Annotated in this window: 19 protein-coding genes; 13 read left to right on the forward strand and 6 right to left on the reverse strand. The window is 54.6% G+C overall.

Translation table 11 applies throughout. From position 1 onward, the window contains the following. Positions 1-10: 10 nt before the first annotated feature. The 5 genes from KKO72_RS12190 to KKO72_RS12210 all read right to left on the reverse strand — a co-directional run bounded on the left by KKO72_RS12190 (position 11) and on the right by KKO72_RS12210 (position 12,991). Positions 11-1,846 (reverse strand): thiamine pyrophosphate-binding protein, encoded by a 1,836-nt coding sequence (locus tag KKO72_RS12190; RefSeq protein WP_214938622.1) that lies wholly within the window; start codon positions 1,844-1,846, stop codon positions 11-13. 3 nt (positions 1,847-1,849) lie between these two features. Then, positions 1,850-3,343, reverse strand: coding sequence for an N-acetylneuraminate synthase family protein (locus tag KKO72_RS12195; protein ID WP_214938624.1), 1,494 nt, complete (start codon positions 3,341-3,343; stop codon positions 1,850-1,852). Positions 3,344-3,514: 171 nt separating this feature from the next. Next, positions 3,515-5,221: a B12-binding domain-containing radical SAM protein gene (locus tag KKO72_RS12200; protein ID WP_214938626.1), complete on the reverse strand. Its 1,707-nt coding sequence runs from the start codon at positions 5,219-5,221 to the stop codon at positions 3,515-3,517. A 98-nt stretch (positions 5,222-5,319) separates the two neighbouring features. Beyond that, positions 5,320-12,090: a tetratricopeptide repeat protein gene (locus tag KKO72_RS12205; protein ID WP_214938628.1), complete on the reverse strand. Its 6,771-nt coding sequence runs from the start codon at positions 12,088-12,090 to the stop codon at positions 5,320-5,322. A gap of 88 nt (positions 12,091-12,178) precedes the next feature. Then, the gene (locus KKO72_RS12210; RefSeq protein WP_214938630.1) at positions 12,179-12,991 is read right to left on the reverse strand and encodes a flagellin; all 813 of its coding nucleotides are present in this window, start codon (positions 12,989-12,991) and stop codon (positions 12,179-12,181) included. Positions 12,992-13,338: 347 nt separating this feature from the next. Between KKO72_RS12210 and KKO72_RS12215 the strand changes: the two genes are divergently transcribed. The 4 genes from KKO72_RS12215 (at position 13,339) to KKO72_RS12230 (ending at position 16,530) form a co-directional block, all read left to right on the forward strand. Continuing rightward, on the forward strand, positions 13,339-14,151 hold the full coding sequence (locus tag KKO72_RS12215) for a flagellin (protein ID WP_214938632.1): 813 nt from the start codon (positions 13,339-13,341) through the stop codon (positions 14,149-14,151). Positions 14,152-14,287: 136 nt separating this feature from the next. Continuing rightward, entirely contained in the window at positions 14,288-15,727 is a 1,440-nt protein-coding gene (gene fliD / locus KKO72_RS12220; RefSeq protein ID WP_214938634.1) for a flagellar filament capping protein FliD, read from the forward strand. 67 nt (positions 15,728-15,794) lie between these two features. Beyond that, the gene (gene fliS / locus KKO72_RS12225; RefSeq protein WP_214938636.1) at positions 15,795-16,250 is read left to right on the forward strand and encodes a flagellar export chaperone FliS; all 456 of its coding nucleotides are present in this window, start codon (positions 15,795-15,797) and stop codon (positions 16,248-16,250) included. Beyond that, positions 16,231-16,530 carry a flagellar protein FliT gene (locus KKO72_RS12230; RefSeq protein WP_214938638.1) on the forward strand — a complete coding sequence of 100 codons (300 nt, stop codon included), beginning with the start codon at positions 16,231-16,233 and terminating at the stop codon, positions 16,528-16,530. Before fliS ends, KKO72_RS12230 begins: the two co-directional genes overlap by 20 nt. A 72-nt stretch (positions 16,531-16,602) precedes the next feature. Here the strand turns inward: KKO72_RS12230 and fliE are convergent, their stop codons facing one another. Next, complete coding sequence (fliE, locus tag KKO72_RS12235) at positions 16,603-16,869, reverse strand: flagellar hook-basal body complex protein FliE (protein ID WP_371736875.1); 267 nt, start codon at positions 16,867-16,869, stop codon at positions 16,603-16,605. Between the two features lie 226 nt (positions 16,870-17,095). Here fliE and fliF point away from each other — a divergent pair, with 226 nt between their 5' ends. From fliF to fliN, 9 genes are all read left to right on the forward strand, one after another. Beyond that, positions 17,096-18,793: a flagellar basal-body MS-ring/collar protein FliF gene (gene fliF, locus KKO72_RS12240; protein ID WP_214938643.1), complete on the forward strand. Its 1,698-nt coding sequence runs from the start codon at positions 17,096-17,098 to the stop codon at positions 18,791-18,793. 48 nt (positions 18,794-18,841) lie between these two features. After that, positions 18,842-19,840, forward strand: coding sequence for a flagellar motor switch protein FliG (gene fliG, locus KKO72_RS12245; RefSeq protein WP_078366635.1), 999 nt, complete (start codon positions 18,842-18,844; stop codon positions 19,838-19,840). Between the two features lie 2 nt (positions 19,841-19,842). Next, positions 19,843-20,538 carry a flagellar assembly protein FliH gene (locus KKO72_RS12250; protein WP_214938645.1) on the forward strand — a complete coding sequence of 232 codons (696 nt, stop codon included), beginning with the start codon at positions 19,843-19,845 and terminating at the stop codon, positions 20,536-20,538. Between the two features lie 7 nt (positions 20,539-20,545). After that, on the forward strand, positions 20,546-21,940 hold the full coding sequence (gene fliI / locus KKO72_RS12255) for a flagellar protein export ATPase FliI (RefSeq protein WP_371736876.1): 1,395 nt from the start codon (positions 20,546-20,548) through the stop codon (positions 21,938-21,940). 3 nt (positions 21,941-21,943) lie between these two features. After that, positions 21,944-22,408, forward strand: a complete 465-nt coding sequence (gene fliJ / locus KKO72_RS12260; RefSeq protein ID WP_214938646.1) for a flagellar export protein FliJ — start codon at positions 21,944-21,946, stop codon at positions 22,406-22,408. Further along, entirely contained in the window at positions 22,405-23,517 is a 1,113-nt protein-coding gene (locus KKO72_RS12265; RefSeq protein ID WP_214938648.1) for a flagellar hook-length control protein FliK, read from the forward strand. Before fliJ ends, KKO72_RS12265 begins: the two co-directional genes overlap by 4 nt. 109 nt (positions 23,518-23,626) lie before the next feature. Beyond that, positions 23,627-24,205 (forward strand): flagellar basal body-associated FliL family protein, encoded by a 579-nt coding sequence (locus KKO72_RS12270; RefSeq protein ID WP_371736874.1) that lies wholly within the window; start codon positions 23,627-23,629, stop codon positions 24,203-24,205. Between the two features lie 18 nt (positions 24,206-24,223). Further along, positions 24,224-25,228 (forward strand): flagellar motor switch protein FliM, encoded by a 1,005-nt coding sequence (gene fliM / locus KKO72_RS12275; RefSeq protein ID WP_180124688.1) that lies wholly within the window; start codon positions 24,224-24,226, stop codon positions 25,226-25,228. Beyond that, entirely contained in the window at positions 25,218-25,658 is a 441-nt protein-coding gene (fliN, locus tag KKO72_RS12280; RefSeq protein ID WP_214938650.1) for a flagellar motor switch protein FliN, read from the forward strand. Before fliM ends, fliN begins: the two co-directional genes overlap by 11 nt. Positions 25,659-25,663 lie beyond the last annotated feature (5 nt).

Below are 25,663 nucleotides of genomic sequence, written 5' to 3' on the forward strand. Positions count from 1 at the left end.
TCTGCTGCAGTCAGGGGCTGGGCCGCGGCGCGTTGAGCGAGGCGGGTAGCAATGGCAAAAGCATCTCGGCCAGCAACTGATCCAATGGCAAGAGTGGACTCATGTCTTCCAGTGGCATGGAGACGATAGATCCGTCCGCGCCGATGATGGCCGCACACTTTGGTGCGAGTCCTTCCTCTGCTATGAGTTGTACGTCAACGATGCACGGTCGGGGTAGCTTCTGTGCATCGCTGAGTTGGGATTCGAGCTGTGCACAGTCGCTAATTGACATGTAAGCGAGCCCGTAGGTATCGGCGATTTTTTTCAGATCAGGCATCACCAAACCTGAGTCGGGGCCGCTGGCAATGTAGCGACCTTCGAAGTAATTGCGCTGGGTATTGCGAATGGACGCATATCCATTGTTGTTCATGATGAAGAGACAAATCGGCAATTTTTGACTCGCCAACGTAGAAAGCTCCTGCAAATTGAGCTGTAGGCTACCGTCTGACTCCACTGCCAGCATGGGTTGGCTCGCATTGCCCAGGCATGCGCCAATGGCGGTAGGCAGGCCATAGCCCATAGCACCTAAGCCGGAGGTGAGAAACGTTCGTTGGCCGATCTTGTTTTGAAAGCCCGCATAGAAGAATTCCACTGCGAGCCCAGAACTGCCAGTAGCAATCAGTGTGTTTTCCGGTGCCACATGCGAGAGTGCGTCTACAAAGTGGGCGTGGCTGATAGGGCCGCTGTCGCCAAATACGCGCCCTTCGTTTTGGCTATAGCGTTGTTTCCAACTAACGCAACGAGCTTGCCACTCGGCATAAGGTTCGCCGGATGTTGGCGTTACTTGCGACTGCAGTCCCTGAATGAACTGGCGGGCATCCATTTGCAGGCGATGGTCGATGTCCATGTCCAGCTTGTCGAGTTCATTGCGATCGACATCCACCACGACCTTGCGGGCGGCACGTGCGAAGCCGCGCGGGTTATAGGCCGTAACGATGTTGTCAAGTCGACAGCCAATAGCGATCATCAAGTCGCAGTTTTGCACCGCAAAATTCGCTGCCCGCGCAGCAACCACCCCCGGGCGGCCGATGTTGAGCGGGTGGTCCCATGGCAATAAGTCCAAAGCGTTCCAGGTCAACACGGTAGGGGTGCCCAGGGTCTCTACCAACTGCTGAAAGGCCTGTGCTGCGCCGGCCAGACGCACACCATGTCCAGCCACAATCAGTGGCCGTTTTGCATTGGCAACAAGAGCGAGCACTGCAGAGAGGTCCGGGGCCGGCTTAACGTTGTCAGCCGCGGGTGGCGCCCATCCTGGAAGTGATTCGGGGTCAATGGGGGCCGCTTGCACATCCAGCGGAATATCCAGCCAGACGGGCCCTGGGCGCCCGCTTTGCATGAGGTATAACGCTTGCTCCAGATGCTGACGAATGCTCTGAGGGTCAATTACCGTGGCAGCGTATTTGGTGATCGAATGAACGATGGGGACAATGTCTACTTCCTGTACTCCACTTTGGCGCAAGGGGCGGCCGTTTAAGCGATCTGAACGCTTGGCTTGCCCGGAAATTACCAGTAATGGAATGGAGTCAATCCAGGCGCCCGCTACCGGGGTAATGGCATTCGTCGCTCCTGGGCCTGTGGTGACCATCGCCACACCAAATCGCGCATAGTCAGGGTTGCCGGTGCGCCCACTGGCTTCCGCGGCAATGGCGCAGGCTTGTTCGTGGTGGCAAGGCACTGCTTTCAGACGCGGTTCGCAAGCGACGGCATCGTTAAGGTACATAGCGCCGCCGCCGGGAAGCATAAAAATATGTTGAACGCCAACTTGCGCCAACCGCTGCATCATCCAATCCGCTACGCGTAAAGTCATGGGTTACATCCAGTAAGACAGCCAGGTTTTGCGGTTGACATTTAGTGCAATCGCCGGATCGGTGTAATAAGAGTCCGCCTTATCATGGGTGGAAGAAATTTCTTCAAAAACTACACCTTCGTCAGTGCGAAACGCATGACGCACTCCGCGATTGACGGTGATCACGTCGCCCGCTCGGGCCTGCAGTTCTTTGCCATCAAGCCAAATGTCCAAAGCGCCATGGAGCACCACAAAAGTCTCTTCTTTTTCTAAGTGGTATTGCTCCGGGTGGCTCTGTCCAGGAAGCATAACCAGCAGCTTCTTGCAATATTCACGGTTCACCACCGTGACCATGGTCAGCCCAACTTCATCGAAACGCCCCAAACCGTAGTGGTGTGAAATTTCAAGATCAGACTTTCCCGGGACCACGACGTTGCCAGCTTTGAGTAGCCTCTTTACTCCATCCACAATTGTCAGAATCTGCCCACGTAATTGCGACTCTGTGATGTCAGCGATATGCACCGGCTGTCCCGCTGCAATCGGATTGGTAGTGACGTAGCGGCTATATTTTGACCACTGGTTGGCTGTCAACTGGCCATCCACTGGAGGAAACGCAAACTCGACCATGTTGTGGGTGATCGTTGTGCCGGCAGGAATCTCGCACGTGGCAAAGACGCCTCGGCGCAACGAGTTCAATCCTGCACGTTCCGACTGCGATGGGGTGTAGCGCGTCGAGTCGCCACACATGGACATCGCACGACGTGCCGACTCCAGCCATGCAGTGATTTGCGGAGGTGTGGCGGAGTACGCGTTCGCTGCGTATTTTTCAGTGGGCAACACAACATGTTTTTCAAACACCTGCGCACCCTTCGCCACGGCAACACACACCGCAGCCGTGTTATCCGGCGCCTCGTGCGTCGAATAACCAACGCGGCATTGAGGATAACGGCCACGCAAAATTTCGATTTGCCCGATCTGTAGAGATGCATCGGGCGTCGGATACTCCGCTACACAGTGCATCAGCGTGAGGTCTTTGTCCCGATGTAGGAAAAAGCTGACCACTTTATCAATCTCATCGAGCGTTGCGCCAGCGGTTGATGCAATGATCGGTTTGTTGGTCTGGGCGATGCGCTCAAGTAATGGCCAGTCCGTTAAAGAACAGCTGGCGATCTTAATCGTGTGAATGCCATGTGCTTCAATCTGCCCCACCGAATTCTCATCAAAAGGCGTGCACACCGTGGTGAACCCCTGGGTAGACATTTCAGCAACCAGCGTTGCAAAAGCGTCCGCCGTCAGCCTAGTTTCTTCAAACCGCTTAACGTACTTGATGTCATCTCGCCCTCTGGCCGAGGTGTGGATGAATGTATCTAAATCCCGGTATTGGAGCTTGAAGGCAAATGTGAAGTTTCCCTCAAACCCATCACAGGCCTGGCGCATCGCCCTGATCGTGGCAATTCCATGGGGGACATCTCCCATGTGATTGTTGGCCATTTCAAAGACTATCAGTGGCTTGGTCATTATTCAACTCCGGTTGCATTCTGCGATTTTGACAGACCAACGGACGACTAGTCATCAAAGATGCTGTTGTTTTTGGGGGCTTAATTGGCCTCTGTTGGTGCTGAAGAACAGTTGCCTCGATAACCTCTGCAGAGGGGTATCAATATTCAAGTGTCAGCTCGTTGTTGCAAACTAAATCTGTGCAACCGCATTGGTAGGCATTGAAAAATACTCAACGTATTTTTTCCAGAACGGCGATTCTGCATGTTCAAAGTAGGCTGCCATATGTTCATGAAATGACTGTGTATCATCCATGGCTTGGTAGCACTGAGCTGCAAAATAATGTGCGAAAGCATGATCCGGTTTAATTCGAATGACGTTCTTGAAGGCTTTCAGTGCTATGGAATATTCACCTAATCTGACATCCATGTTGTGCACAAAATTTAGCTCCAGATTCATCAGGTATTGCATGTCCTGAATGTATTCGGCTGTGAAATCTTCGGTTTCAATCGAAGCTTTGCGAAAATCAGAGCCGAAAGTGTCCACCTTGATGTAGTTTTTCTTTTTAGCCAGTGCATGCATATCGCTTCCAACGATAGGGCTTGCACAGGCAATATTGAACCAATTGGTATGTATCTTCCGCAGATTGATACGGGCTTCTTCGATATCTGCTTTTGTTTCACCTGGCATGCCGATGAGAATATTGGTGTTTGTGTAGATACCTAATTCTCGGCAGTCTTTTGCCACCCTCTCTGAAATGCGGAATTTCAACGGCTTATGCATTTGCTCTTTGAGCACTTTCTCACTTCCTGACTCAACAGGAAGTACAAGATGTCTGACTCCAGCTGCATAAAACGCTTCAAGCATAGGGCGATCAAGTGCATACAGCGTCAACCCATTTTGAAATAACGCCTCCAGTTTCAGCTCTCCGACGATTTGAAGTATCTCGTAAACCCGATCCTTATCGCTCATTAAATGATCGTCCTGGAATACAACTGTAGTCGCCCCAAAGTCGTATTTCAGGCGGCTCATATCCTCACGGACACGCTCTATTGAATGGAATCGCATCTTTCGTCCGTGCGTTCTGTGTGACGCGCAGAACGTGCACAAATAGGGACAACCTCGCGATGTCATGATGTGGAACCCACGCTGGTTCTCGACACTGTGAAAGCTACTGGTCACAGGGTTGGTTGAGTGCTTTTCAATGTTGCAAAGGTTGTAATCAAAAAATGGGATCTCGTCTAACGCATCGATAAAATCATGTGCAGGGACGAAGAGCGCTGCATCCGTTGCTACTTTTTCTCTTGTAATCCATGAGCTGGACTTCCTCATGTAAGAGTGGTAGTCGCTAGACTGCATAAGACCTAAAAGTGGCCTTTCACCTTCACCGAAGCACAGACCATCGAAGAAAGTGCAATCCAGATCATTGAATATGTGCTCGTAACTGTTTGTGGGTATATTCCCACCTCCAATGACCAGTGCATTGGGAAATAAATTTCGAGCGGCACGCCCACAATCCATGAAGTTAAAAAATGAGGGGCTGAAAAGAGACGAAACGCCTACTACGTCAGGTTCGAAGCCAGATTTGATGATCAGATCTACGCAACAGTCATAGAAGTTGTCATACGGAAAGTCGTCAAGGAGGTTGATCTCCGTGTTCAGATCCAATAACTGAACCTCTACATCGACAAACTTCTTGAGAAAGGCGCTCATAGAAATTGGCCCTAGCGGAAGATCAGTCGACAGGCTGTTATAGTATTTCCCGTTCTTTTTCTTAAATGAACGTGAGTTATGTTCCGGACTTAAGAATGATTCAAAAGTGATGTGCATTGGCACAATAAAAAGAAGTTTTTTCATCGCTTGTCCAATCGATAGCGGTTCATTCAGTGCCGTTTGCATAGAAAAATATGCTACGGAGCGTCTTTTTAAAAGCTTTATTTTGATCGGCGTGGAAATCCCACGCACCTAAAAAATAGCAGTGAATATATAAATTCTATTTATAGGCGCTGTGTCATGTCGATGAAGTCATGAAGCTGTCGTTTGAACGCATCCTCAGTGGAAAAATGGGCATGTAATACATCGCCAATTTTTCCATTTGGATCAATGTACCTGACATCGCATCCACAAATTTTGGCCTCATGAATGAGGATCGTAAACTCGTCATACGTGTATAAGGTTTCAACGCTTCGCAAAAAGTCAGCTACTTGCCTACGTGTGCTTGGAAATGATCCTGTTATATAGTCACAGTCCTTGGGGTGGACCTTCAGGTCACGTCTCTTGCCAACATAAATGGCATTTCTTGTTTTTGGCGTGTTGTCTTTGTAAAAGAAAGATTCAGTCGTTGGCAGTTGAAGCATTGCCCCTCCTGAATATGGCGTTAGTTCTGGGTTGTATGCAACTAGTAATTCATGAGGCGCGTAGGTTTTGTCGCCGCCAATTTTCCCCGGGTAGTTCATGATGTATCGAACCACGCGCCTAACCTTCAGGGGGTTTCCATGAATTACTTCTGGGTAAATGACTATGTCGTCCTCGAACTGATTATCTGCATAACCATTAGTGGCGGCTATCACGAGGGCATCATACCCAGCAAGAATAAGCCATTTTTGCAGCTCGAAACAGACCCTGATCCCAGCGCTGTTATGCCTGTACAGAGGCGCATAGATGATATATCTACGTCCACTGCTTCTCGGTGCGATTAAGTAGCTGAGATCCGCAATCGAGCTTGGTTTGGGATCAGGCCATGGTGGCGCTGGTGGTAATCCCAACTCTTCGATGCTGTATGACGAGGGTTTAGACTCTGGATTAAGGTGGTGTTCCAACGCACTCACGCTATCTGCCGCCATCTTCTCCGCCATTGCCGTGCTGAGACCGAATTTCTGGCCCCATTCAATAGCAGATGCTGCGGTATCAATTGCGCCCGAGCTGAGCAGCGCTTCAATGTAGGCAACCCAATGAGACTCCTCTTGCGGGTCGCTTTGCACGGCTGTTTCAAAGCGCGGCAATGCCAGTGCGGCACCATTTAACTTGAGCTCGACTCTCCCAAGGCGGAAGTTAACAGTCGCGTTGAGGGGGGCAAGCTTCAAAACTTCTTGGTACAGACATGCCGCAGCGACGAGATTGTCAGAAGCTTCATTGTTTTTAGCTAGCTGAATCAGGTTCTGCGCAAGTGCGCTGTTATCTTGCTCCGACTGTTGTGTTGCCGACGCCAAAGGCACGTAGCAATTTTCAGTTGAGTGCGTGCTGCACCACTGTTGCCAAACATTTTGCAGCAGCGTCTCAAATGCCTGCCCAAATGCTTCCATTTTGCAGAGGTTCGATTGGGTAAATTGTGCACGTAACTGTGCTCGAACGCTGGCAAGACCTCTCGTATTCTGTGCCCACTCACTGGCGCGATCTACAAATTCTTCAATGCTGCGTGCAACAAAACTATCCTGACCCAAATGGTGCATCAAGCTGGCGCTGAAGCGGCTGGCGGGTGTTTCACCAGCGAGGCAAAGGGTGGGTATTCCCATCCATGCCGCATGTGCAGTGGTTGCACCGCCTCCGTGTGGGAAGGTATCCAGACAAATGTCTACCTGCTGGTGCAGCGCTAAATAATCAGCGGTTGCCAAGCGTGGGAAGAACTTGAGTCGGCTCACATTGATGCCGTGTTCTGCAAATGTTGTTGTTATGGTTTGTTGACTTGCGGCTTCAATGCCCGCCAGCACAAGCTGTGAGTTTGGAGCGTTTTGCATGACCATCGACCACAAGGCGATAACCGAATCATTGATCTTGGTGACGCGGTTAAAACTGCCGAAGGTGATATATCCGTTGCGCAGCGCTGGCAATTCATTGACGGGGGGCGCCAATGGGCTCGGTTCAAATACCGCGGCGTTGGGCAGGTACGCCATTTTTTCGACAAATTGCCAATCCAGCTCACCGGGCGGTATCCAATAGGCGTCGCACACGTAGTAGTCCATCGCCTGTAGACCCGTGGTACCCAAATATCCCAGCCAACTCATTTGCACTGGGGCAGGTTTGCGGGCAAAGGTTAGAAGACGGTTCTTGGCCGTATGACCGGAAAGGTCGATCAGTATGTCGATGCCGTCGGCGCGGATATGTTGCGCCAATTGAACATCGGTCAATTGGGCTACGGGGTGCCAGTGCACAAAGTAAGTGCGCATGCGCTGGGTCACAGCATCTTCACGCGTTCCGGAATAGTAGGCGTGAAGGACCAGGCCCTGTCTCTTGCCTACGGCCTCAAATGCAGGTTCCAGGAACTCAGTCAGGGCGTGGTGACAAAAATCTCCCGAGACGAAACCGATCTGCAGCTGGCGTGTGGGGTTTTTGTCGTTCGGGTGAGTTCGCCAGCCTGATCGAAGGGCTGTTTCAAATGCTTCACCGAATGCCAGATGCTCGGCGAATAAGTGTTGAGGCTCAACCAACACATCATGGTTCAGCAAATAGAGAACGTTACTGGCCGCCACAGCGCGTCGTGGCTCATGCGCCATATCTGCGCGATAGTAGCTTGCCTGCGCTTCGGATAGCCTCCCTTGATCTTCAAGGGCATTGCCCAGTTGAATGTGAGCACTGGCATCGCAGGAATCTATTTCCACTGCCCGGCGACAGCACCCTTCGGATTCCTGAAACTGCCCCTGAAGACGTAGCACCATTCCCAGATTGACAGCTGCTTTGCCATAGTTGGGTGCTATATCAAGCGCCTTTCTGAGGTTGGCCTCCGCTTCAGGTAATCGGTTTAGCGCCGAAAGGACTACGCCTAGGTTGACATAGGTCGTCGGATCTTCGGGATGGAGATCGATGTATCGAGTCAGGGGCCCAATAGCGTTGTCAAACCGTTCTTGGGCTTGGTAGACGTATCCGAGAATGCCCCAAGCAAAGCCATCTTGCGGAAAACGGTTAGTCAGTGTTCGCGCCAAAACCTCTGCGGCGGGGTATTGCTGTTGCTCGTACAAGTTGGAAAGCGTATCCAGTTCCTGTTTGGAGGGGGCAGCCGATTCAGGAAGCGCTGAAGTTGGGTGAAGGTCTGGATGTGAATCAAGCGCAATCCGCGCCGGAGGCAAATCGTCGCACCACCGTTGCCACATGATCCTCAGCAGAGCAGCCAAGTTGTCAGCGAATACCGAGTGCTGGCCCAAGGCTGATTGATTAAAGCGATCACGCATTCCTTGTCGAATCACTGCGAGTTCGGTTGTGTGTTCCGCCCAATAGCGACCTTTGGCCAAGTAGTCGTCAATGCTTGTGGCAATGAAGTCGTCTAAGCCTAGGTGGTGCATGGCGCTTGCTCCAAATCGACTGGCCGGACTTTCACCCGCTAACGAGAGGGAAGGAACTCCCATCCATGCCGCATGTGCGGTTGTTGCCCCGCCGCTGTAGGGGAATGTATCCAGGCAAAAGTCAACTTGATGATGCAGTGCCAGATATTCTTGTAGGTTGGAGCGGGGGAAAAAAGTCAGACGATTCGGTTCAATGCCTTCGTCTGAGAATCTGTGAAATAGCTCAAGCTGACTTTCGACGGGGATACCACCAAACACCATTTGGGCATTGGGAACTTCCCGTAGCAACATCGACCACAAAACAATGACGGCTGGATTGAGCTTGTTGGTGCGGTTGAAACTGCCAAAAGTGATGTGACCATTTGTCAGGGCAGGCAGCGCATTGATGTTTGGTGCCAAAGGACTTGGCTGAAAGATGATGGCTGATGGCAGGTACGCGGGCTTCTCGGAAAATTGCCAATCAAGTTCGCCAGGCGTCACCCAGAAGGTGTCGCATAGAAAGTAGTCCATGGCCTGCAATCCGCTGGTTCCCAAATAGCCTAGCCAACTGACCTGAATAGGTGCGGGTTTCCGAGCAAAGGTCAGCAGTCGATTGTGCGCAGTGTGGCCAGACAGGTCGAACAAAATGTCTATGTTGTCGGTGCGAATACGCTCAGCCAACTCATCCTCAGACAAACCAGCCACTGAACGCCAGTTCGCGAAGCTTCCACGCAAACGTTTGGTCGCGGCATCATCATAAATATGCGTGTAGTAAGCAAAGAGTACCAAGTCTTTCTTTTTCTCAAGAAAGGCGAATGTGGGCTCAAGAAAGTTGGTTAAGGCATGGTCATAGAAGTCACCCGAGACAAATCCGATACGTATCGTCCTGTTGGGGTCCTTTGTATTGCTGTGATCTTTCCAGGTGGTGCGCAACGAGGGTTCAAATTGCTGGCCAAAAGCCATGTGCTCAACATGAAGTTGTTGGGGTGTAGTGTGAAGATCTAGACTTAGGCTGTACAGCAGATTGCTCTGCGCCGCAGCCCAATTTGGCTTCAATTGGAGCGCCTTGCGATAGGCATCCTTGGCATCGGTGGCGCGCCCTTGGTCTTTTAATGCGATAGCCAGGTTGTTGTATACCTCGGCCCAATCTGGTTTCAACGCCAGTGCTTGGTGATAGCATGTCAGTGATTCTGTGTACTTTCCTTGCGCGTGGAGCGCATTACCTAGGTTATTGTGCGCAAGCGCCATCTTCGGTTGCAGCTCAATTGCTTGTCTGCAATACATTTCTGCCTCCGGGAACAAGCCCATGGTTTGGAAAATGTTGCCAAGATTGCAATAGGCGTTGGGTTCACTTGGACGCAAACCCACTGCGCGGACGTAACTTCTCACAGCGTCGTCTAACAAACCCTGTTGCTGAAATTCTGCAGCAAGATTGAAATGGGCCTCATAGTCATCAGGTCGCGCTTCTGCCGTCGTCTTGTGAGCCGCCAAAGCTTCGTCAAAACGCCCAAGCTTGTGCAAAATCGACCCTAATAGTTTCCGAGGCAAGCCATGACCAGGAAATCTGCGAATCAACTCTCGTGAAAATGATTCTGCTTCTTCAAGGTTTTGTTGCTCATACAGGCGCCGCAGTGTTCGCAGATCCCATGCTGACGGATCAAGGGTTTCTTTGGGGGGGCTGAGCGTAACGTTTGCGGTGATGGTCTCAACGCTCAAAGCAACTGGGGGCAATCCATTGCACCAGCGTTGCCACATGGTGTACAGCATAGCTTCAAAATTATCGGCAAACTCAGCGTATTGAACCAAGGGTGATACGCTAAAACGAGCCCGCATTCCTTGGCGAATATCAGCTAATTCCGAAGCATGCTCAGCCCAGTAAATGCCTTTGGCCACAAAGTCATCCGCACAGGTGGCGATGAATTCATCCAGACCGAGTTGGTGCAACTCTGCCGCGCCAAACCGACTTGCAGGGGTTTTTCCGGCGAGGCACAACGTGGGGATACCCATCCATGCGGCATGAGCTGTGGTTGCTCCACCACCGAATGGTAAAGTGTCAAGACAAAAATCTACCAGATGGTGCAGGGCCAAATAGTCCGTCTGGACAACTCGACCGAAAAACGTTAAGCGATTCTTTGCGACTCCTTCTCGTTCAAACAGTTTACTAATTCCGTCTTGGTGCTCTGGCGGTATCGCTGCCAAGACCATTTTTGAATTGGGAATATGGTGCAAAAGCTTCGACCATAGACCAATCACGGCATCGTTGATCTTGTTTTGTCGATTAAAGCTGCCAAAGGTGATGTATCCGTTGACCAGCGCGGGAAGCGAATTAACCGGAGGCGAAAGATGATTCGGCTCAAAAACCACGGCCGTTGGCAAATATGCCATCTTTTCAGAAAATTGCCAATCAAGCTCGCCAGGTGGAATCCAAAACGTGTCAGCGACATAGTAGTCCATTGACCTAAGGCCCGTGGTCCCCAAATATCCCAGCCAACTTATCTGAACTGGGGCTGGCTTTTGGGCAAAAGTCTGCAGGCGGTTCAGCACAGTGTGGCCGTTGAGATCTATGAGAATATCAATCTGGTCTTTGCGGATTTGGGTTGCTAATTCGTCGTCGGAGAGATTGCTGACGGTGGTCCAACTGGATAGGTAGTCTTGTAGCCGCCGAGTAACTGCATCTTCGTTTGTGTTGTTGTAGTAAATGTGCAGTGACAGAGTTGCCTTATCTGCCAAGTAGCCGAAAACGGGTTCAAGGTAGTTAGCCAGCGCGTGATCGTAAAGATCGGCCGTAACAAAGCCGATATGTAGGCGCCGCGTCGGCTCTTTGGTATTGTTGTGTGGGAGCCACTTTTTACGTAAGTTGGTTTCCAGTTGTGCACCATACGCCAGATGTTCATCAAACAGTTGCTCAGGCGTTATCTTTGCGTCAAGACTCAACAAATGAAGAAGGTCGCTATGGATGAATTCCATATCGGGCCTGATGTCTAGGGCCGAACGGTAGCTCTCATGTGCCTCATGTAACTTGTTTTGCAGTTCAAGCGTGTTTCCCAATCTGATGTGGGCCAGCGCATTGCTGGGGTTCGTTTGCAGTGCGTTGCGAAAACATGTTTCGGCTTCTGCAATTCGCCCCTGATGTCGCAAAAGGGTGCCTAGATTATTGAGTGCTTTTGTATACCCTGGGGCGATCGCCAGTGCCTTTCGAAAACTAACTTCTGCCTCTGCTGATCTAGTTAGTCCCAGCAAGGCTGTACCTAGGTTGTTGTGCGTTGAAGCATCCTCAGGCAGCAGAGATATGGCTGTGCGTGTCGCGACCAAAGACTCTTCAAAACGGCTCTGTTCCTGGCAAATAACGCCCAAGACCTTCCAGCCAAAACCGTGCGTGGGATACCGCTGTGTGAGCGATGTTGCCAACTGTTCTGCTTCCGCATAAGAGCCTTCGTTGAACAGTCGAGATAAGTTCTCGATATCTTGGTTGGCGGGGGCGCTGCGAGTTGCTTTTTTAGTTTTAGGACCGGTCATTTGAGGCTCTTGAAAAGTCAATTCTGACGGAGTATCCAAAAGTCAGGCAGGGCCCAGCTGATTCTCACCGACGCAGTCGGTTAGGAACTTACTTTAACAATTGAAGCACTGATTGAGGCATCTGGTTCGCCTGAGCAACCATTGCTGTACCGGCCTGTTGCAAGACCTGAGCTCGGGACAAGTTGGCCGTTTCAGCTGCGTAATCTGCATCCATGATACGGCCACGTGCTGAGCTAGCGTTTTCTGAGCTTACGCGCAGGTTGCTGATGACGGTGTCAAAGCGATTTTGCGTTGCACCCCAGGTTGCCCGAGCGGTAGTAATTGTGTTGATATCGGCATCCAACTTGGATATTTCGGCAAAGGCGGTACTTGTCGCGGTTCCAAGAGATGTACTGGTACCACTGAAGCTGGAGGATGTTACCGAAATCTGGTCGTTGCCCACCACCGCATTAGCGCCAACCTGGAAGGTAAAGGTTGCGGCTGATGTGCCGATCACAGACAGTCCATTGAACATGGTTGCAGTCGCTACCCGGCTGTTTTCTGCTTTAAGCAATTGATACTCTGCATCTAGTGACTGAATATCTGTTGACGAGTTGGTGCCGTTGGCGGCCTGGACTGCAAGTTCACGCATGCGTTGCAGGTTGTTTGAAATCGCGCCGAGCGCGCCTTCTGCGGTTTGCGCGAGTGAAATACCATCATTTGAGTTGCGAATAGCGACATTCATGCCACGTGTCTGCGCATTCATGCGTTCGGCAATGGCCAGGCCGGCTGCATCATCTTTGGCGCTGTTGACCCGAAGCCCTGAGGAGAGTCTCGCCATGGAGGTTGACAAGCTGTTTGCCGTCGATGCCAAGTAGCGTTGGGCGGAAAGCGAGTTGATGTTGGTGTTAATGGTCGACATGGAAAGCTCCTATTAAATTGTTGGAGTTCGGCGCCACCGCCGATCTGAACCAGCAATCCACTTGCTCGATTACTGAGGTAGTCAATTCTGAAGAACGCAACCAATTTTGTTGAGTTGATAAGCAAGGGAAAACAAGCTCTGATTCAAGCTTCGGCCTGTTTTTTTTAAATTTTTTTCTGCTATTTGCTCAAGTTATGAGCTGCACTATCCGAAAAGAAAGCTAACGGGTTCAAAGACGGGCTCGCCGCCCGGGAGGTGCCAAATAGCCCCGGACACAGAGGCCAGCTCCCGGGCTGGCATTGAGATCGGCAGCACTGCCAGTTTTTATAGCTTTTAAGGAGCCTTTCATGTCAACCATTAACACCAACATCAACTCGCTTAGCTCTCAACGCTACTTGGCATCGACGGCAAATAGCTTGGCAACCTCCATGGCGAGACTCTCCTCAGGGCTTCGGGTCAACAGCGCCAAAGATGATGCAGCCGGCCTGGCCATTGCCGAACGCATGAATGCGCAGACACGTGGCATGAATGTCGCTATTCGCAATGCAAATGACGCGATCGGCCTTGCGCAAACCGCAGAAGGCGCGCTTGGAGCCATTGCCAATAATTTGCAGCGCATGCGTGAACTTGCAGTCCAGGCCGCCAATGGCACCAACACGTCGACAGATGTTTCGTCACTGGATACAGAATACAAGTTGCTCGCGGCGGAAAACGCTCGGGTGGCGACTGCAACCCAGTTCAATGGGCAAACCGTGATTGGCACTGCTGCCGCAACCTTCACCTTCCAGGTTGGCGCTAACGCGGTGGCGGGCAACGACCAGATTGCCGTAACGTCTTCGAGCTTCAGTGCTACCACTGGTTCCCTGGGAACTGCAACCAGCACCGCTTTCGCCGAAATATCCAAGTTGGATGCGGACATCAACACGGTCACTACCGCTCGAGCAAACTGGGGTGCTACACAAAACCGCTTTGACACCGTCATCGCCAATCTGCGCGTTAACTCAGAAAATACCAGTTCGGCACGTGGCCGTATCATGGATGCAGATTACGCAGCTGAAACGGCCAACTTGTCCCGAGCTCAGGTCTTGCAACAGGCCGGCACCGCAATGGTGGCTCAGGCGAACCAGGGGCCGCAGGGTGTGTTGGCGCTTTTGCGGTAACACTGTCTAATGTGTTGATGACAACGCATCATCAATAACCACGATGGCGGCGGCGATAGGTCTGGACCTTCGCCGCTTTTCTGCCTTTTGGGTTTGCGGCTGATTGGGTACATTGCTTCAATACTAGGAGACCGTTATGACAATTTCATCAACAGGTATTGGCAGTGGCCTTGATGTGAAGTCCATTGTGTCGCAACTTGTGGCGATAGAAAAGCAGCCTTTGGTGCAACTCCAGACCAAAGCCAGCAAGTTGCAGACGCAGTTAAGCTTGTATGGCACGATCAAATCCCAGATGTCCGCGTTGGGCGATGCTGCGGCACTGCTGTCTGGTAGCAGCGGGTGGAATACGCAAACCGGATCATCCTCAAACGCTGCGGCGGTGGGTGTCAATGTGGGCAGCACAGCAAGCAGCGCTGCCTTGACCATCAATGTCACGCAACTTGCGGCAGCGCAGTCCACTGCATCGTTAGGGGTTGCCAAGGGTGTGGCCCCGGGTGCATCAGGTACGCTGTCCTTTCAGTTGGGCACCTGGACAGGTGGCAGCTTCGCAGCAGGCGCAAGTGCAGCAGTTTCCGTCACGGTGAGCGCCACCGACACGGTAAGTGCTATCGCCAGCAAGATCAACGCTGCCAACACAGGTATTAAAGCATCTGTGCTGAGCGATGGTGTCAATGAGCGGTTGACTTTTCAGTCTTCTACAAGCGGTGCGGCTATGGGTTTCAGTGTAACGGCGACACCTGATTCAGGTGACAACGGCACATTGGCAAACTATGGTTTTACCGATGCAACGGCTACTAATGCGACGCAGAGTAGCGGTACGTCCACCGGGATGTTCATGGGGCAGTCAGGTTTGGATGCCAATTTAACGGTCAATGGTGTGGCCATGACCTCTGCCAGTAATACCATGAACAACGTGACGCCAGGGGTGTCGCTGCAGTTGTCCCAGGTTACTACTGCGCCGGTGACGGTGATTGTCGCAAATGACCTTGCGGCAACGCAAAAAAATATTCAAAGCTTTGTGGATGCCTACAACGCCATCAACGCAACGCTGGCTGAAGCAACTAAGTACGATGCCAGTACCAAAATCGCTGGCCCGATGCAAGGTGATGCAACTACGGTGGGGTTGATGACTGCGTTGAGAACCATGATGGGGTCTACCAGCGTGGGGTCATCGCTCACACATCTTTCAGATGCGGGCCTGGAGCGGCAAAAGGATGGTTCATTGAAAATTAACCAGACCAAGCTCTCAAGCGCCATGCAGGATTTGGATAACTTGAAAAATTTGTTTACCGTCAATAACAGCGATGCAACAACCAGTGGCTTTGGCGTCAAAGTGCGCGACTTCGCCCACGATATGGTTACCTTTGACGGGCGGGTGACCAACAAGACAGCGGCTTTGCAGAAGTCCATCAACAACAATTCCAGTGATCAGGATCGTGTGAACAAGCGCGCGTCTGTGGTTGAAGCTCAATTGAACAAGCAGTACGCAGCGTTGGACTTGCGAATGGCAGATTTGAGCTCCCTGAACTCTTTTGTGACCGCACAGTTGGCTGTTTGGAATAAATCGACGACTTAAAATTGGCTTTACTTTTTCTTGGAAATGCCGATAAATAAAGTAACAGGAATGCAAGGAGTTTGTTGAAATGTTTACTTCAGTCGGCACACGATCCGCCCAAGCATACAAGTCGATTGGGATTGAAACATCTGTTTCGGGCGCAAGTTCACACCATTTGGTAAGTTTGCTGTTTGACACACTGCAACAGCAACTTTTATCCGCTAAAAGTGCCATGTTGGCCGGTGACATTCCAGCTAAAGGTCGCGCAATCGGGCGAGTTGTTCGTATCCTTGAGGAGGGCCTCAAGGCCAGCTTAGACCTGTCTCGCGGTGGGGAGCTGGCTGGCAATTTGCATGATTTGTACAACTATTGCATTTTCAAAACAACAGAAGCTAATTTGCGAAACAGCATTGCAATGGTTGATGAGGTTATTCGCTTGATTGCCCCAGTTGCTGATGCATGGAAACAAATTGGGGGGCAGCTTGATGCCAACGCACAGAGCGCCCATAAACCGGAGTACGGATATGTCGCAGCGCCTCATTGATTATTACAAAGCCATCGAAGACAGCAGTGCGCGTATGCTGGATGCAGCCAAGTCGGAAGACTGGGAGCAGGTGGTTCATTTTGAAGGTGCTTGCGCGGTGTTGATTGAGCAGTTGCGCTCACGTGCCAGCTCTGAGCAATTGCTGCCGGAGCAGCGTGCGGAGAAGACCCGCATCATGCAGCGAATTCTGAACAACGATGCGCAGATCCGTTATCTGGCTGAGCCCTGGTTGACCCACTGCGAGCAAAATCTGGAAGGTCAGCGCGCGTATTTGCACTGACCTGAATATTCTTAAATCAATAGCTGCTAGCCCTTGTAGATCAAGGGCTAGCAGCTATTTTTGTATATAAGCCTAAACTTGCATGTTCATGATGTCGGTGTAGGCCTGCACCATCCGGTTTCTCACATGCAAGGTGGCCTGGAAGCCGATCTGTGCTTTCTGGATCGCCACCATGGTTTCTTCCAGGCTGACCTTGGGGTTCTCCAGCTGCACTTCTTTTTGCAAACGTGACGAATCGTTTTGCGCGGCGCTCACCGAGCCCAGCGCACTTTTTAAAGCACCCGCAAAACCTTCGGACTCGGCGCCCGTCACCTGGCCTGCTGCTTTGCCGCCTGGCATCGTGGGCCGCAGGCTGCTGAGCGGCATGGTGTTGGGAGTGAGTCTGAGGTTCATGGCGTTTGGGTGCCCGCAGGATGGGATGGAGGGATGCTAGAGCGCCCCTGTCAAAACATAAATGTGAAGTGAGGGGTAAAACCCGGTCTTATCAAGCTCATGTTTCCAGAGGTGTGCCAAATAATCATCGGCATCCGAGTTGCGTCAAGCACCCCTCTTACGGAAGACCCCCATGCCCGCCGCCACTGCTCTGCCAGCCATTTCTGTCAATCCCAGCTTCAGCCAACGCCTGGCGATGCTGGATCAAGGCCAAAAAATGCGCCTGGCTGTGGGCGTGGTGCTGTTTGTGATGATTGGTGTGGTGGGTTTGGTCATGGGTCGTCAAGCCGAGTGGCGCGTTTTGTACGCCAACCTGGCCGACAAAGACGGTGGCGCCATCGTGGCGCAGCTCACCACCTTGAATGTGCCTTATAAATATGCCGAGGGTGGCGGCGCCATTCTGGTGCCGGCGGACAAGGTCTACGACACACGTCTCAAAATGGCCTCGCTGGGGCTGCCCAAAGGGGCCATCACAGGTTTTGAGCTGATGGATACCGCCAACCGCTTTGGTATGACGCAGTTCCAGGAGCGGCTGACCTTTCAGCGTGGTTTGGAGGGGGAGCTGACGCGCTCCATCCAGGCGCTGTCCTCGGTGCAAAGCGCCAGGGTGCATTTGGCTTTGCCCAATCAGAATGGCTTTTTCAGAGAGCAGCAAAAACCTTCTGCCTCGGTGGTGGTGGGTATGAATGCCGGGCGCTCGCTCGACCGGGGTCAGTTGGCGGGCATCATCCACCTGGTGTCCTCCAGCGTGCCTGAGATGGACCCGAAGGCGGTGAGTGTGCTGGACGACACCGGTAAACTGCTGTCTGCCACGCCAGAGGGTGAATTGGGCATGGGTGCAGACGCCCAGCAGCTGCAGCATGTCCAGCAGATTGAGCAGCTCTACAGCAAGCGTATTCTGGACATTCTGGAGCCGGTGGTGGGGCGCCAGAATGTGCGCGCCCAGGTCACAGCCGAGCTGGATTTTTCGCAGACCGAGTCCACCTCTGAGTTGTTCAAGCCCAACCAGACCACTGATGCGGCGGCCATCCGCAGCCAGCAATTGCTGGAGAGCACCAACGCCGCCGCCAACGCGGTACCCACCGGTGTGCCGGGGGCGGTGACCAACCAGCCGCCCGGCCCGACGGCTGCGCCCATCAACGGTGCTGCTCAAACCCCGGCCGCAGCCAATGGGGCCAACACTACTGCGGGCACCGGTGGCAGAAAAGAATCCATCATCAACTACGAGGTGGACAAGACGGTGCGTGTGGTGCGCGGCAGCACTGGCATGATCAAGCGCATCAGTGCGGCGGTGGTGCTCAACCACCAGACCGCCACCGATGCCAAGGGCAAAACCTCGACCGTGCCTTTGACCGATGCACAGCTCGAGAAAATGACCGCACTGGTGCGCGAAACCATTGGTTTCAGTGCAGACCGTGGTGACTCGGTGAATGTGGTCAACGCCCCGTTCACGCTGGACAAGGTGTCTGTCGATGACGTGCCGCTGTGGCAGCAGCCGCAGGTTCAGGATCTGGCCCGCAGTTTGGCCTGGCCGTTGGGCACCTTGCTGTTTGCTGCTTTGGTGCTGATGGGGGCGATACGGCCAGCGCTCAAAGTGATGGCGCAGCCGATGCAGGAACTCAAGACCTCGTCCACGGGTGGACTGGATGCGATCGAGTCGGATGAGCCGGATCGGCCGATGTTGGCAGGCCCTGCATCAGCTGGTTTGTTGTCCAATGAGCCAAGCGCCAGCGATCTCGCTTTGGAAGAGGCGCGCAAACTAACGCGTGACAACCCGGCTGCAGTTGCTAATATTGTCAAAACCTGGATCAATGGCGAGGCGCCGGCTTGACGGCCTTGCCCCCAATCCGCCAGGCAATGAACCGGGGAAACGTAAACCATGTCGCAATCTGACGGTCTGGAAGATGCAGCCATCCTGATGATGTCTCTGGGCGAAGCCGAGGCATCGGAGGTGTTCAAGCATCTGTCGCCCAAAGAGGTGCAAAAACTCGGCGAAGCCATCGCCAAAACCAAAACCATCACGCGTGAGCGTGTCACCGAGGTGGTGGACAAGTTCACCAGCATTGCCGCTGCGCAGAGTTTGCTGGTGTCGAATTCGGGCGACTATGTGCGCTCGGTGCTCAAACGCGCCCTGGGTGACGATAAGGCTGCGCTGTTGATCGACCGCATTTTGCAGGGGGGCGACGTCTCTGGCATTGAAAGCCTGAAATGGATGGAGCCCTCCAGCGTGGCCGAGCTGCTGCGTAATGAACACCCGCAGATCGTGGCAGCCATCCTGGTGCACCTGGACTTTGACCAGGCCACCGACATCCTGAAGTTCTTCACGGAGCGCCAGCGCAACGAGGTCATGCTGCGTGTGGCCACCATGGAAGGTATTCAGCCGACCGCTTTGAAGGACCTCAACGAGGTCTTGTTCAAGGTGCTCGCGGGTGGCGACAAGATGCGCAAATCGTCCTTGGGTGGCATCAAGGCGGCTGCCGAGATGATCAACCTGATGGGCACCGCCATTGAAGGCACGGTGATCGAGTCCATTCGCAACCATGACCCTGATCTGGCGCAGAAGATCATGGACAAGATGTTTGTCTTTGACGATGTGATCAAGCTCGACGACAAGGCGATCCAGACAGTGCTCAAGGAAGTGTCTTCCGATGTGCTGATCGTGGCGCTGAAAGGTGCGCAGCCGGAACTCAAGGAGAAATTCCTCTCGAACATGTCTTCGCGCGCGGCCGAGTCGCTGCGCGAAGACCTGGAGTCGCGCGGGCCCATGCGTTTGTCCGAGGTGGAGGCGCAGCAAAAGGAAATTCTGAAAACCGTGCGGCGTCTGGCCGACGAGGGCACCATCGTGATTGGTGGTGGTGGTGATGACGCGATGGTATGAGCATGAACAATTACGCCCGATTTATCCCCGGTGAGGAAATTGACGCGGTCCAGCAGTGGCAGTTTCGCGCCATGGATACTGCTGCCCAGTTGCTGGCGGACCGTATCAAGGCACAGGAAGCGCAAGACGCTGCCGCCCAAACCGAATCGCAGTTGCAGCAGGCGTATCAGGAAGGGTATGCCGCCGGTTTGGAGCAAGGTAAGCTGCAGGCGCAGGCCGAGGTACAGCAGCAAATGCAGGCTTTTCTGAGCAACCAGGCGCAAGAAGCTGCAGACAAACTGACCGCACTTTTCGAGGCGGCCCAGCAGGAACAGCAGGCCGCCGAGCAGGCCATGGCCCAAGGCGTGTTGGCGCTGTCTTGTGAACTCGCCCGCCAGGTGCTGCGCCGCGAAGTGTCGGTGAACCCGGCGGTGGTGATGCCGGTGCTGACCGAGGCGATTGGCCTGCTCGGTGCCGAGTTCAAAACAGCGGTGGTCAAACTCCACCCGCAGGACCTGTCCGCGCTGGGTCCACAGATCCAGACCAGCTTTGCCGGTATCGGTTTGAGCCTGCGTGCTGACCCGGAGCTGTTGCCCGGCAGTTGCCTGGTGGAATCAGCGGGTACGGTGATTGACGGTACCCTGCAAAAACGCTGGCAGCGTGCGGTGGCTACCTTGGGCCTCAGCAGCACCTGGGAGGTTCCCGGTGAGCCCACCTGAAGCCACCCTGAAGTGGGCCCACTTTCTGGCCGATGCCCAGAAGCGGGTGGAGGTGGGTACCAGCCTGGAGATGCGCGGCACCCTGACGCGCCTGGCGGGTCTGGTGCTGGAGGCCGTGGGTATCCGCGTGCCGGTGGGCTCGCAATGTTGGGTTCGCATGAAGGGGCAAGCACCGGTGCTCACCGAGGTGGTCGGGTTTTCCGGCGACCGTGCTTTTCTGATGCCTGCGGGTGATGTCCACGGTCTGTCCAGCGGCGCCAGTGTCGAGCCAGCTCCGGCCTATGTGGTGGCGCCCCGGTTGGGTGAGCGTCGTCAAAGCGAGCGTACCAGCAGCCTAGGTGCGCTGCGCCTGCCACTGGGTGATGGCTTGCTGGGGCGGGTGGTGGATGCGCAGGGGCGACCGATGGACTACAAGGGCCCGTTGTCGGGGGTGTCATCCATTCCGTTGGACCGCCAACCCATCAACGCCATGGACCGTGACCCGGTGCGGGTGACGCTGGACACCGGGGTGCGTGCCATCAATGCCTTGTTGACCGTCGGGCGTGGCCAGCGGCTGGGCCTGTTTGCGGGCTCGGGTGTGGGTAAAAGTGTGCTGATGGGCATGATGGCGCGTTACACCCAAGCCGACGTGATTGTGGTGGGCCTGATTGGTGAACGGGGCCGCGAGGTCAAGGAATTCATCGAAGACATTCTGGGTGAAGAGGGCCGGGCCCGCTCGGTGGTGGTGGCCGCTCCCGCAGATGCGCCACCCTTGCTGCGCATGCAGGGTGCCGCCTACGCCACCGCGGTGGCCGAGAGTTTTCGCGACAAAGGCAAACATGTGTTGCTGCTGATGGACTCCCTCACCCGTTACGCCATGGCACAACGCGAAATTGCCCTGGCCATTGGTGAGCCGCCCGCCACCAAAGGTTACCCGCCGTCCTGTTTTGCCAAGCTGCCCCATCTGGTGGAGCGCAGTGGCAATGGGCTGCATGGTGTGGGCTCGATCACTGCCTTTTACACCGTGTTGTCCGAAGGGGATGACCAGCAGGACCCGATTGCGGATGCAGCACGCGCCATTCTGGATGGTCACATCGTGTTGTCGCGCACCCTGGCTGAGGCTGGGCATTTCCCGGCCATCGATATCGAGCAATCTGCCTCGCGGGTGATGCACAACGTGGTGTCGCGCGAACATTTTGAGCTGGCTCGCAATTTCAAGGCGGTGTATTCGCGTTACGAAAAAGCGCGTGATCTGGTACAGATTGGTGCCTATGCCGCTGGGTCTGACCCGGCGCTGGACGAGGCGATAGCCTTGCATGAGCCCATGGTGCAGTTCCTGCAGCAGGACATGTTTGAGGCTGCACCCATGGCTGCCAGTCTGGACGGCATGCAAGATGCCCTGACCCCCGTGGCACGCAGGTAAGCCATGTCCGGACAAAAGACCCTGTTGCTGGCGATCGACCTGGCCACCGCCCGGCGTGACGAGGCGCAGGCGAACTTGCAAAATATCTTGCACGCCCAAGCCCATGCCCAAGACCAGATGCAACAGCTTCAGCAATACGCGGTGGAGACCGAGCAGCGTTGGTTGCAGGGGGCACAAATCAGCACCACGCCAGAGATGCTGCGCCACCATTACCAGTTCATCGGGCGGCTGGATCAGGCGATCCAGATGCAAGAGGGGGTGCTGGCCAGCCACGCACAGCGGATCGAGGCCGCTCGGCAACTGCTGTTGCAGGCCGAATGTCGGCTCGGCAGCTTCAAACAGGTGCTGGCGACCCGCCGGCTGGCCATTGCCAAAACCCGCCAACGCCAGGAACAAAAGCAGATGGACGAGTTTGCCAGCCAACAATCACAGCGCCAACAGCGCCTTCAAGCGGAGAATGACACATGAGCATCGAATCCACCCGTGCCCCGGAAGGGACCAAAACGACCACCACGGAAGCTGGCCGAGGCAAGGCAATAAGCGGTCGCACCGCAGGCACGGGCGGGCAGGGCGGCGAAAGTGGCGGTTTTGCTGACCTGATGTCCTCTCTGTCTGCGCCAGATGTCCAGAGCCTGCCGTCAGATACCAGCCAGCCCACCGCAGGGGATGATTTGACCTCAGGCAAGGATGATGCGCAAAGTGTGCCTCTAGCCCTTGATGGTCAAGGGCTGATAGCTATCAATTTAGTTCCAGCTGCCGCTCCGCCTGTCACGCCTGCGCTGCTCGGCGGCAAAGGCAGTGCAGACAAAAGCCAGGCCGCGAACGTGGGTGAGGTAGCGGCAACAGCTGCCAGCGCGACACCGGCCGTGGCGTCTGATGTGAGCAGCTTGTTGAATGGCCGTCGCGCGACCCAGTCGCATGCAGCCGTTCAGGGGCAGTTCGAGTCGCGTGAGGCCCGTTTGCAACCCGGTCACCCGGTGCTGCAACTCGCGCCCGAGGCAGACCGTGTGGCAAACGCCCTCGTGAACGTCGACGTCTCGGCCCTATCGACAGAGCGCCGGGACGGCAAGACAAACACCGGGCAAGTCCGTACCGGTCTGGAGGGGGCTTCGGGTGGGGCGGTGGCAGACCGTCTGGGCATCAGTCCTACCTATGAAATTGCCGCTGCTTCGGCGGTGGTGCCGGACACCCCCGTGGCCGAAACCGTGAGTTACTGGGCGACCCAAGGTGTGCAAAATGCCGAGTTGACGCTGGATGGTTTGGGTTTTGAGCCTGTAGAGGTGCGCATTTCGATCGACGGGGATCAGACCCAGGTGGATTTCCGCAGCAACCAGCCCGATGTGCGCCAGGCGCTGGAGAGTGCCTCGGCCCAACTCAAGACCATGTTGTCGGGCGAGGGTTTGCAGTTGACCGGTATGTCGGTCGGCACGTCGGGCCAGGGCAACACCCCCAGTGAGGGTCGCCAGCCCAGATCCACACCACGCCAGTCCACGTTGGTGGCCATGGAGCCAGTGCAGGTCGCCGCCGCTCGCCCAGGCAATCCGTCGGTGGGACGAGCCCTGGATCTGTATGTGTGACGTTAGACTCGCTAACAGGACAGATGCGGCGTGCTTGGATGGCTTTTCGGGCCATCAGAATGGCATGCCAACCCAATAATGACCGTGTTGAAGCACCAAAGGAACCATCGTGGCGACCAAACCTGAAGCGGGGGCAGATGCTGCCAAGCCTGCCAAGAGCAAGAAGATGTTGATCATCATCATCGGTGTTGTCCTGCTGTTGGTGCTGGGCGGAGGCGGCGCCTTTTTTATGATCAGCAAACAGCGTGCGGCTGCTGCAGCCGATGAAGAGGGCGGCGCCGAGCCGGCCGCACATGCACCAGCGGCCCATGATGCGGCAAAAACACCACCGGTCTATTTGCCCATGGACAACATGGTGGTGAATCTGGCAGACCCCGGTGGTGAGCGTGTGGCCCAGGTGGGTATCACGTTGGAAGTGCGTGACGTCCACGCCGTCGACACCGTCAAAGCCTATATGCCTACCATTCGAAGTGGTGTGTTGATGCTGCTGTCTCAGCGTGCGGCCGACGATTTGCTGTCGCCAGAGGGCAAACAGAAGCTGATTGACGACATCCTCGTGGAGTGCTCCAGGCCGTTTGGCGGAGGCGAGCCGGAGCCCGAGCCGGTGCCAGGCAAGAAGGTGCGTAAAAAGGCGCCTGTGGATTACCCGGTGGTGGCCGTGCTGTTTTCCAGCTTGATTGTTCAATGATGAGTTGCCGGGTTGGCCATGAGTGAATCGTTTTTATCCCAGGAAGAAGTTGATGCCCTGCTGGAGGGCGTGACGGGAGAGAGCCAGAAGCTGACAGAAGAGGTGGCGGAGACCGGTGAGGTTCGTGCCTACAACATCTCCAGCCAGGAACGCATCGTGCGTGGGCGTATGCCCACGATGGAAATCGTCAACGAGCGCTTTGCCCGCAACTTGCGCGTGGGCTTGTTCAACTTCATCCGCCGCAGCCCGGAAATTTCGGTGGGCCCGGTCACGGTGCAGCGTTACAGCGCTTTCTTGCGCGAACTGGCGGTGCCGACCAACTTCAACATCGTTGCGATCCGGCCCTTGCGCGGCAGTGGTCTGGTGGTGTGTGAACCGGCGCTGGTGTTTGGTGTGATCGAGTCGCTGTATGGCGGCATAGGCAAGTTCCAGACGCGGATTGAAGGCCGGGATTTTTCGGCCACTGAGCAACGGGTGATCAATCGGCTGGTGGATGTGATCACCGCTGAGTACAAGAAGGCCTGGCTGGGCATTTACCCGTTGGAGCTGGATTACCAGCGTTCTGAAATGCAGCCGCAGTTTGCCAACATCGCCACGCCCAGTGAAATTGTGGTGTCGACCTCGTTTCATCTCGAAATTGGTGAAATCACAGGGGCCATCCATTTCTGCATGCCCTATGCGACGCTGGAGCCGATTCGTGACGTGTTGTATTCTTCCACCCAGGGTGACTCCATGGAGGTGGACCGCCGCTGGGTGAATGTGCTGACACAGGAGATTCAGGCGGCTGAGGTGGTGCTGGTGGCCGAATTGGCACACGCGGATGCGACGGTTGAGCAGTTGCTGGCCATGAAACCGGGCGACTTCATCGAACTGGACCGTCAGCACCGGATTCAGGCCAAGGTCGACGGTGTGCCGCTGTTTGAGTGCCAGTACGGCACACACAATGCAAAGTATGCTCTCAAAATTGAAAAATGCTTGAGGACCAACGACCTCAACTGGAAAGGTGATCACTATGGCAACTGATGACAAACCCGCAGAAGACGACGGCCTGGCCGACTGGGCCGAGGCCTTGATGGAGCAAAAGAGCACGGATACGGCGGCCTCGCCGGAGTCAGGTGGGGTGTTGTCTGAAGATCTGCCGCGCAACCATTCGTCCTCCTCGACAGGGTACAACAGCGACGCGCCGATCAACGACATCAACCGGGTGCTGGACATTCCAGTCTTGCTGTCGGTGGAGCTGGGCCGTACCAAGGTGCCGATCAAGCACATTCTGCAGCTCGGTCAGGGTTCGGTGGTGGAGCTCGACGCACTGGCCGGGGAGCCGATGGACGTGCTGGTCAACGGCTACCTGATTGCCCAGGGTGAGGTGGTGGTGGTGAACGACAAGTTTGGTATTCGCCTGACCGATGTGGTGACGCCGTCAGAGCGTTTGCGCCGGGTCAGCAAAGGTTAATCAGC

The organism is Rhodoferax sp. U11-2br (assembly GCF_018619435.1).
Classification (GTDB): domain Bacteria; phylum Pseudomonadota; class Gammaproteobacteria; order Burkholderiales; family Burkholderiaceae_C; genus Rhodoferax.

Bases quoted from the DNA above. Each gene is read 5' to 3' on its own strand.
- KKO72_RS12190 (WP_214938622.1), bottom strand. From the start codon at position 1,846: ATGACTTTACGCGTAGCGGATTGGATGATGCAGCGGTTGGCGCAAGTT.
- KKO72_RS12195 (WP_214938624.1), bottom strand. From the start codon at position 3,343: ATGACCAAGCCACTGATAGTCTTTGAAATGGCCAACAATCACATGGGA.
- KKO72_RS12200 (WP_214938626.1), bottom strand. From the start codon at position 5,221: ATGCAAACGGCACTGAATGAACCGCTATCGATTGGACAAGCGATGAAA.
- KKO72_RS12205 (WP_214938628.1), bottom strand. From the start codon at position 12,090: ATGACCGGTCCTAAAACTAAAAAAGCAACTCGCAGCGCCCCCGCCAAC.
- KKO72_RS12210 (WP_214938630.1), bottom strand. From the start codon at position 12,991: ATGTCGACCATTAACACCAACATCAACTCGCTTTCCGCCCAACGCTAC.
- KKO72_RS12215 (WP_214938632.1), top strand. From the start codon at position 13,339: ATGTCAACCATTAACACCAACATCAACTCGCTTAGCTCTCAACGCTAC.
- fliD (WP_214938634.1), top strand. From the start codon at position 14,288: ATGACAATTTCATCAACAGGTATTGGCAGTGGCCTTGATGTGAAGTCC.
- fliS (WP_214938636.1), top strand. From the start codon at position 15,795: ATGTTTACTTCAGTCGGCACACGATCCGCCCAAGCATACAAGTCGATT.
- KKO72_RS12230 (WP_214938638.1), top strand. From the start codon at position 16,231: ATGTCGCAGCGCCTCATTGATTATTACAAAGCCATCGAAGACAGCAGT.
- fliE (WP_371736875.1), bottom strand. From the start codon at position 16,869: ATGCCAGGCGGCAAAGCAGCAGGCCAGGTGACGGGCGCCGAGTCCGAA.
- fliF (WP_214938643.1), top strand. From the start codon at position 17,096: ATGCCCGCCGCCACTGCTCTGCCAGCCATTTCTGTCAATCCCAGCTTC.
- fliG (WP_078366635.1), top strand. From the start codon at position 18,842: ATGTCGCAATCTGACGGTCTGGAAGATGCAGCCATCCTGATGATGTCT.
- KKO72_RS12250 (WP_214938645.1), top strand. From the start codon at position 19,843: ATGAACAATTACGCCCGATTTATCCCCGGTGAGGAAATTGACGCGGTC.
- fliJ (WP_214938646.1), top strand. From the start codon at position 21,944: ATGTCCGGACAAAAGACCCTGTTGCTGGCGATCGACCTGGCCACCGCC.
- KKO72_RS12265 (WP_214938648.1), top strand. From the start codon at position 22,405: ATGAGCATCGAATCCACCCGTGCCCCGGAAGGGACCAAAACGACCACC.
- fliM (WP_180124688.1), top strand. From the start codon at position 24,224: ATGAGTGAATCGTTTTTATCCCAGGAAGAAGTTGATGCCCTGCTGGAG.
- fliN (WP_214938650.1), top strand. From the start codon at position 25,218: ATGGCAACTGATGACAAACCCGCAGAAGACGACGGCCTGGCCGACTGG.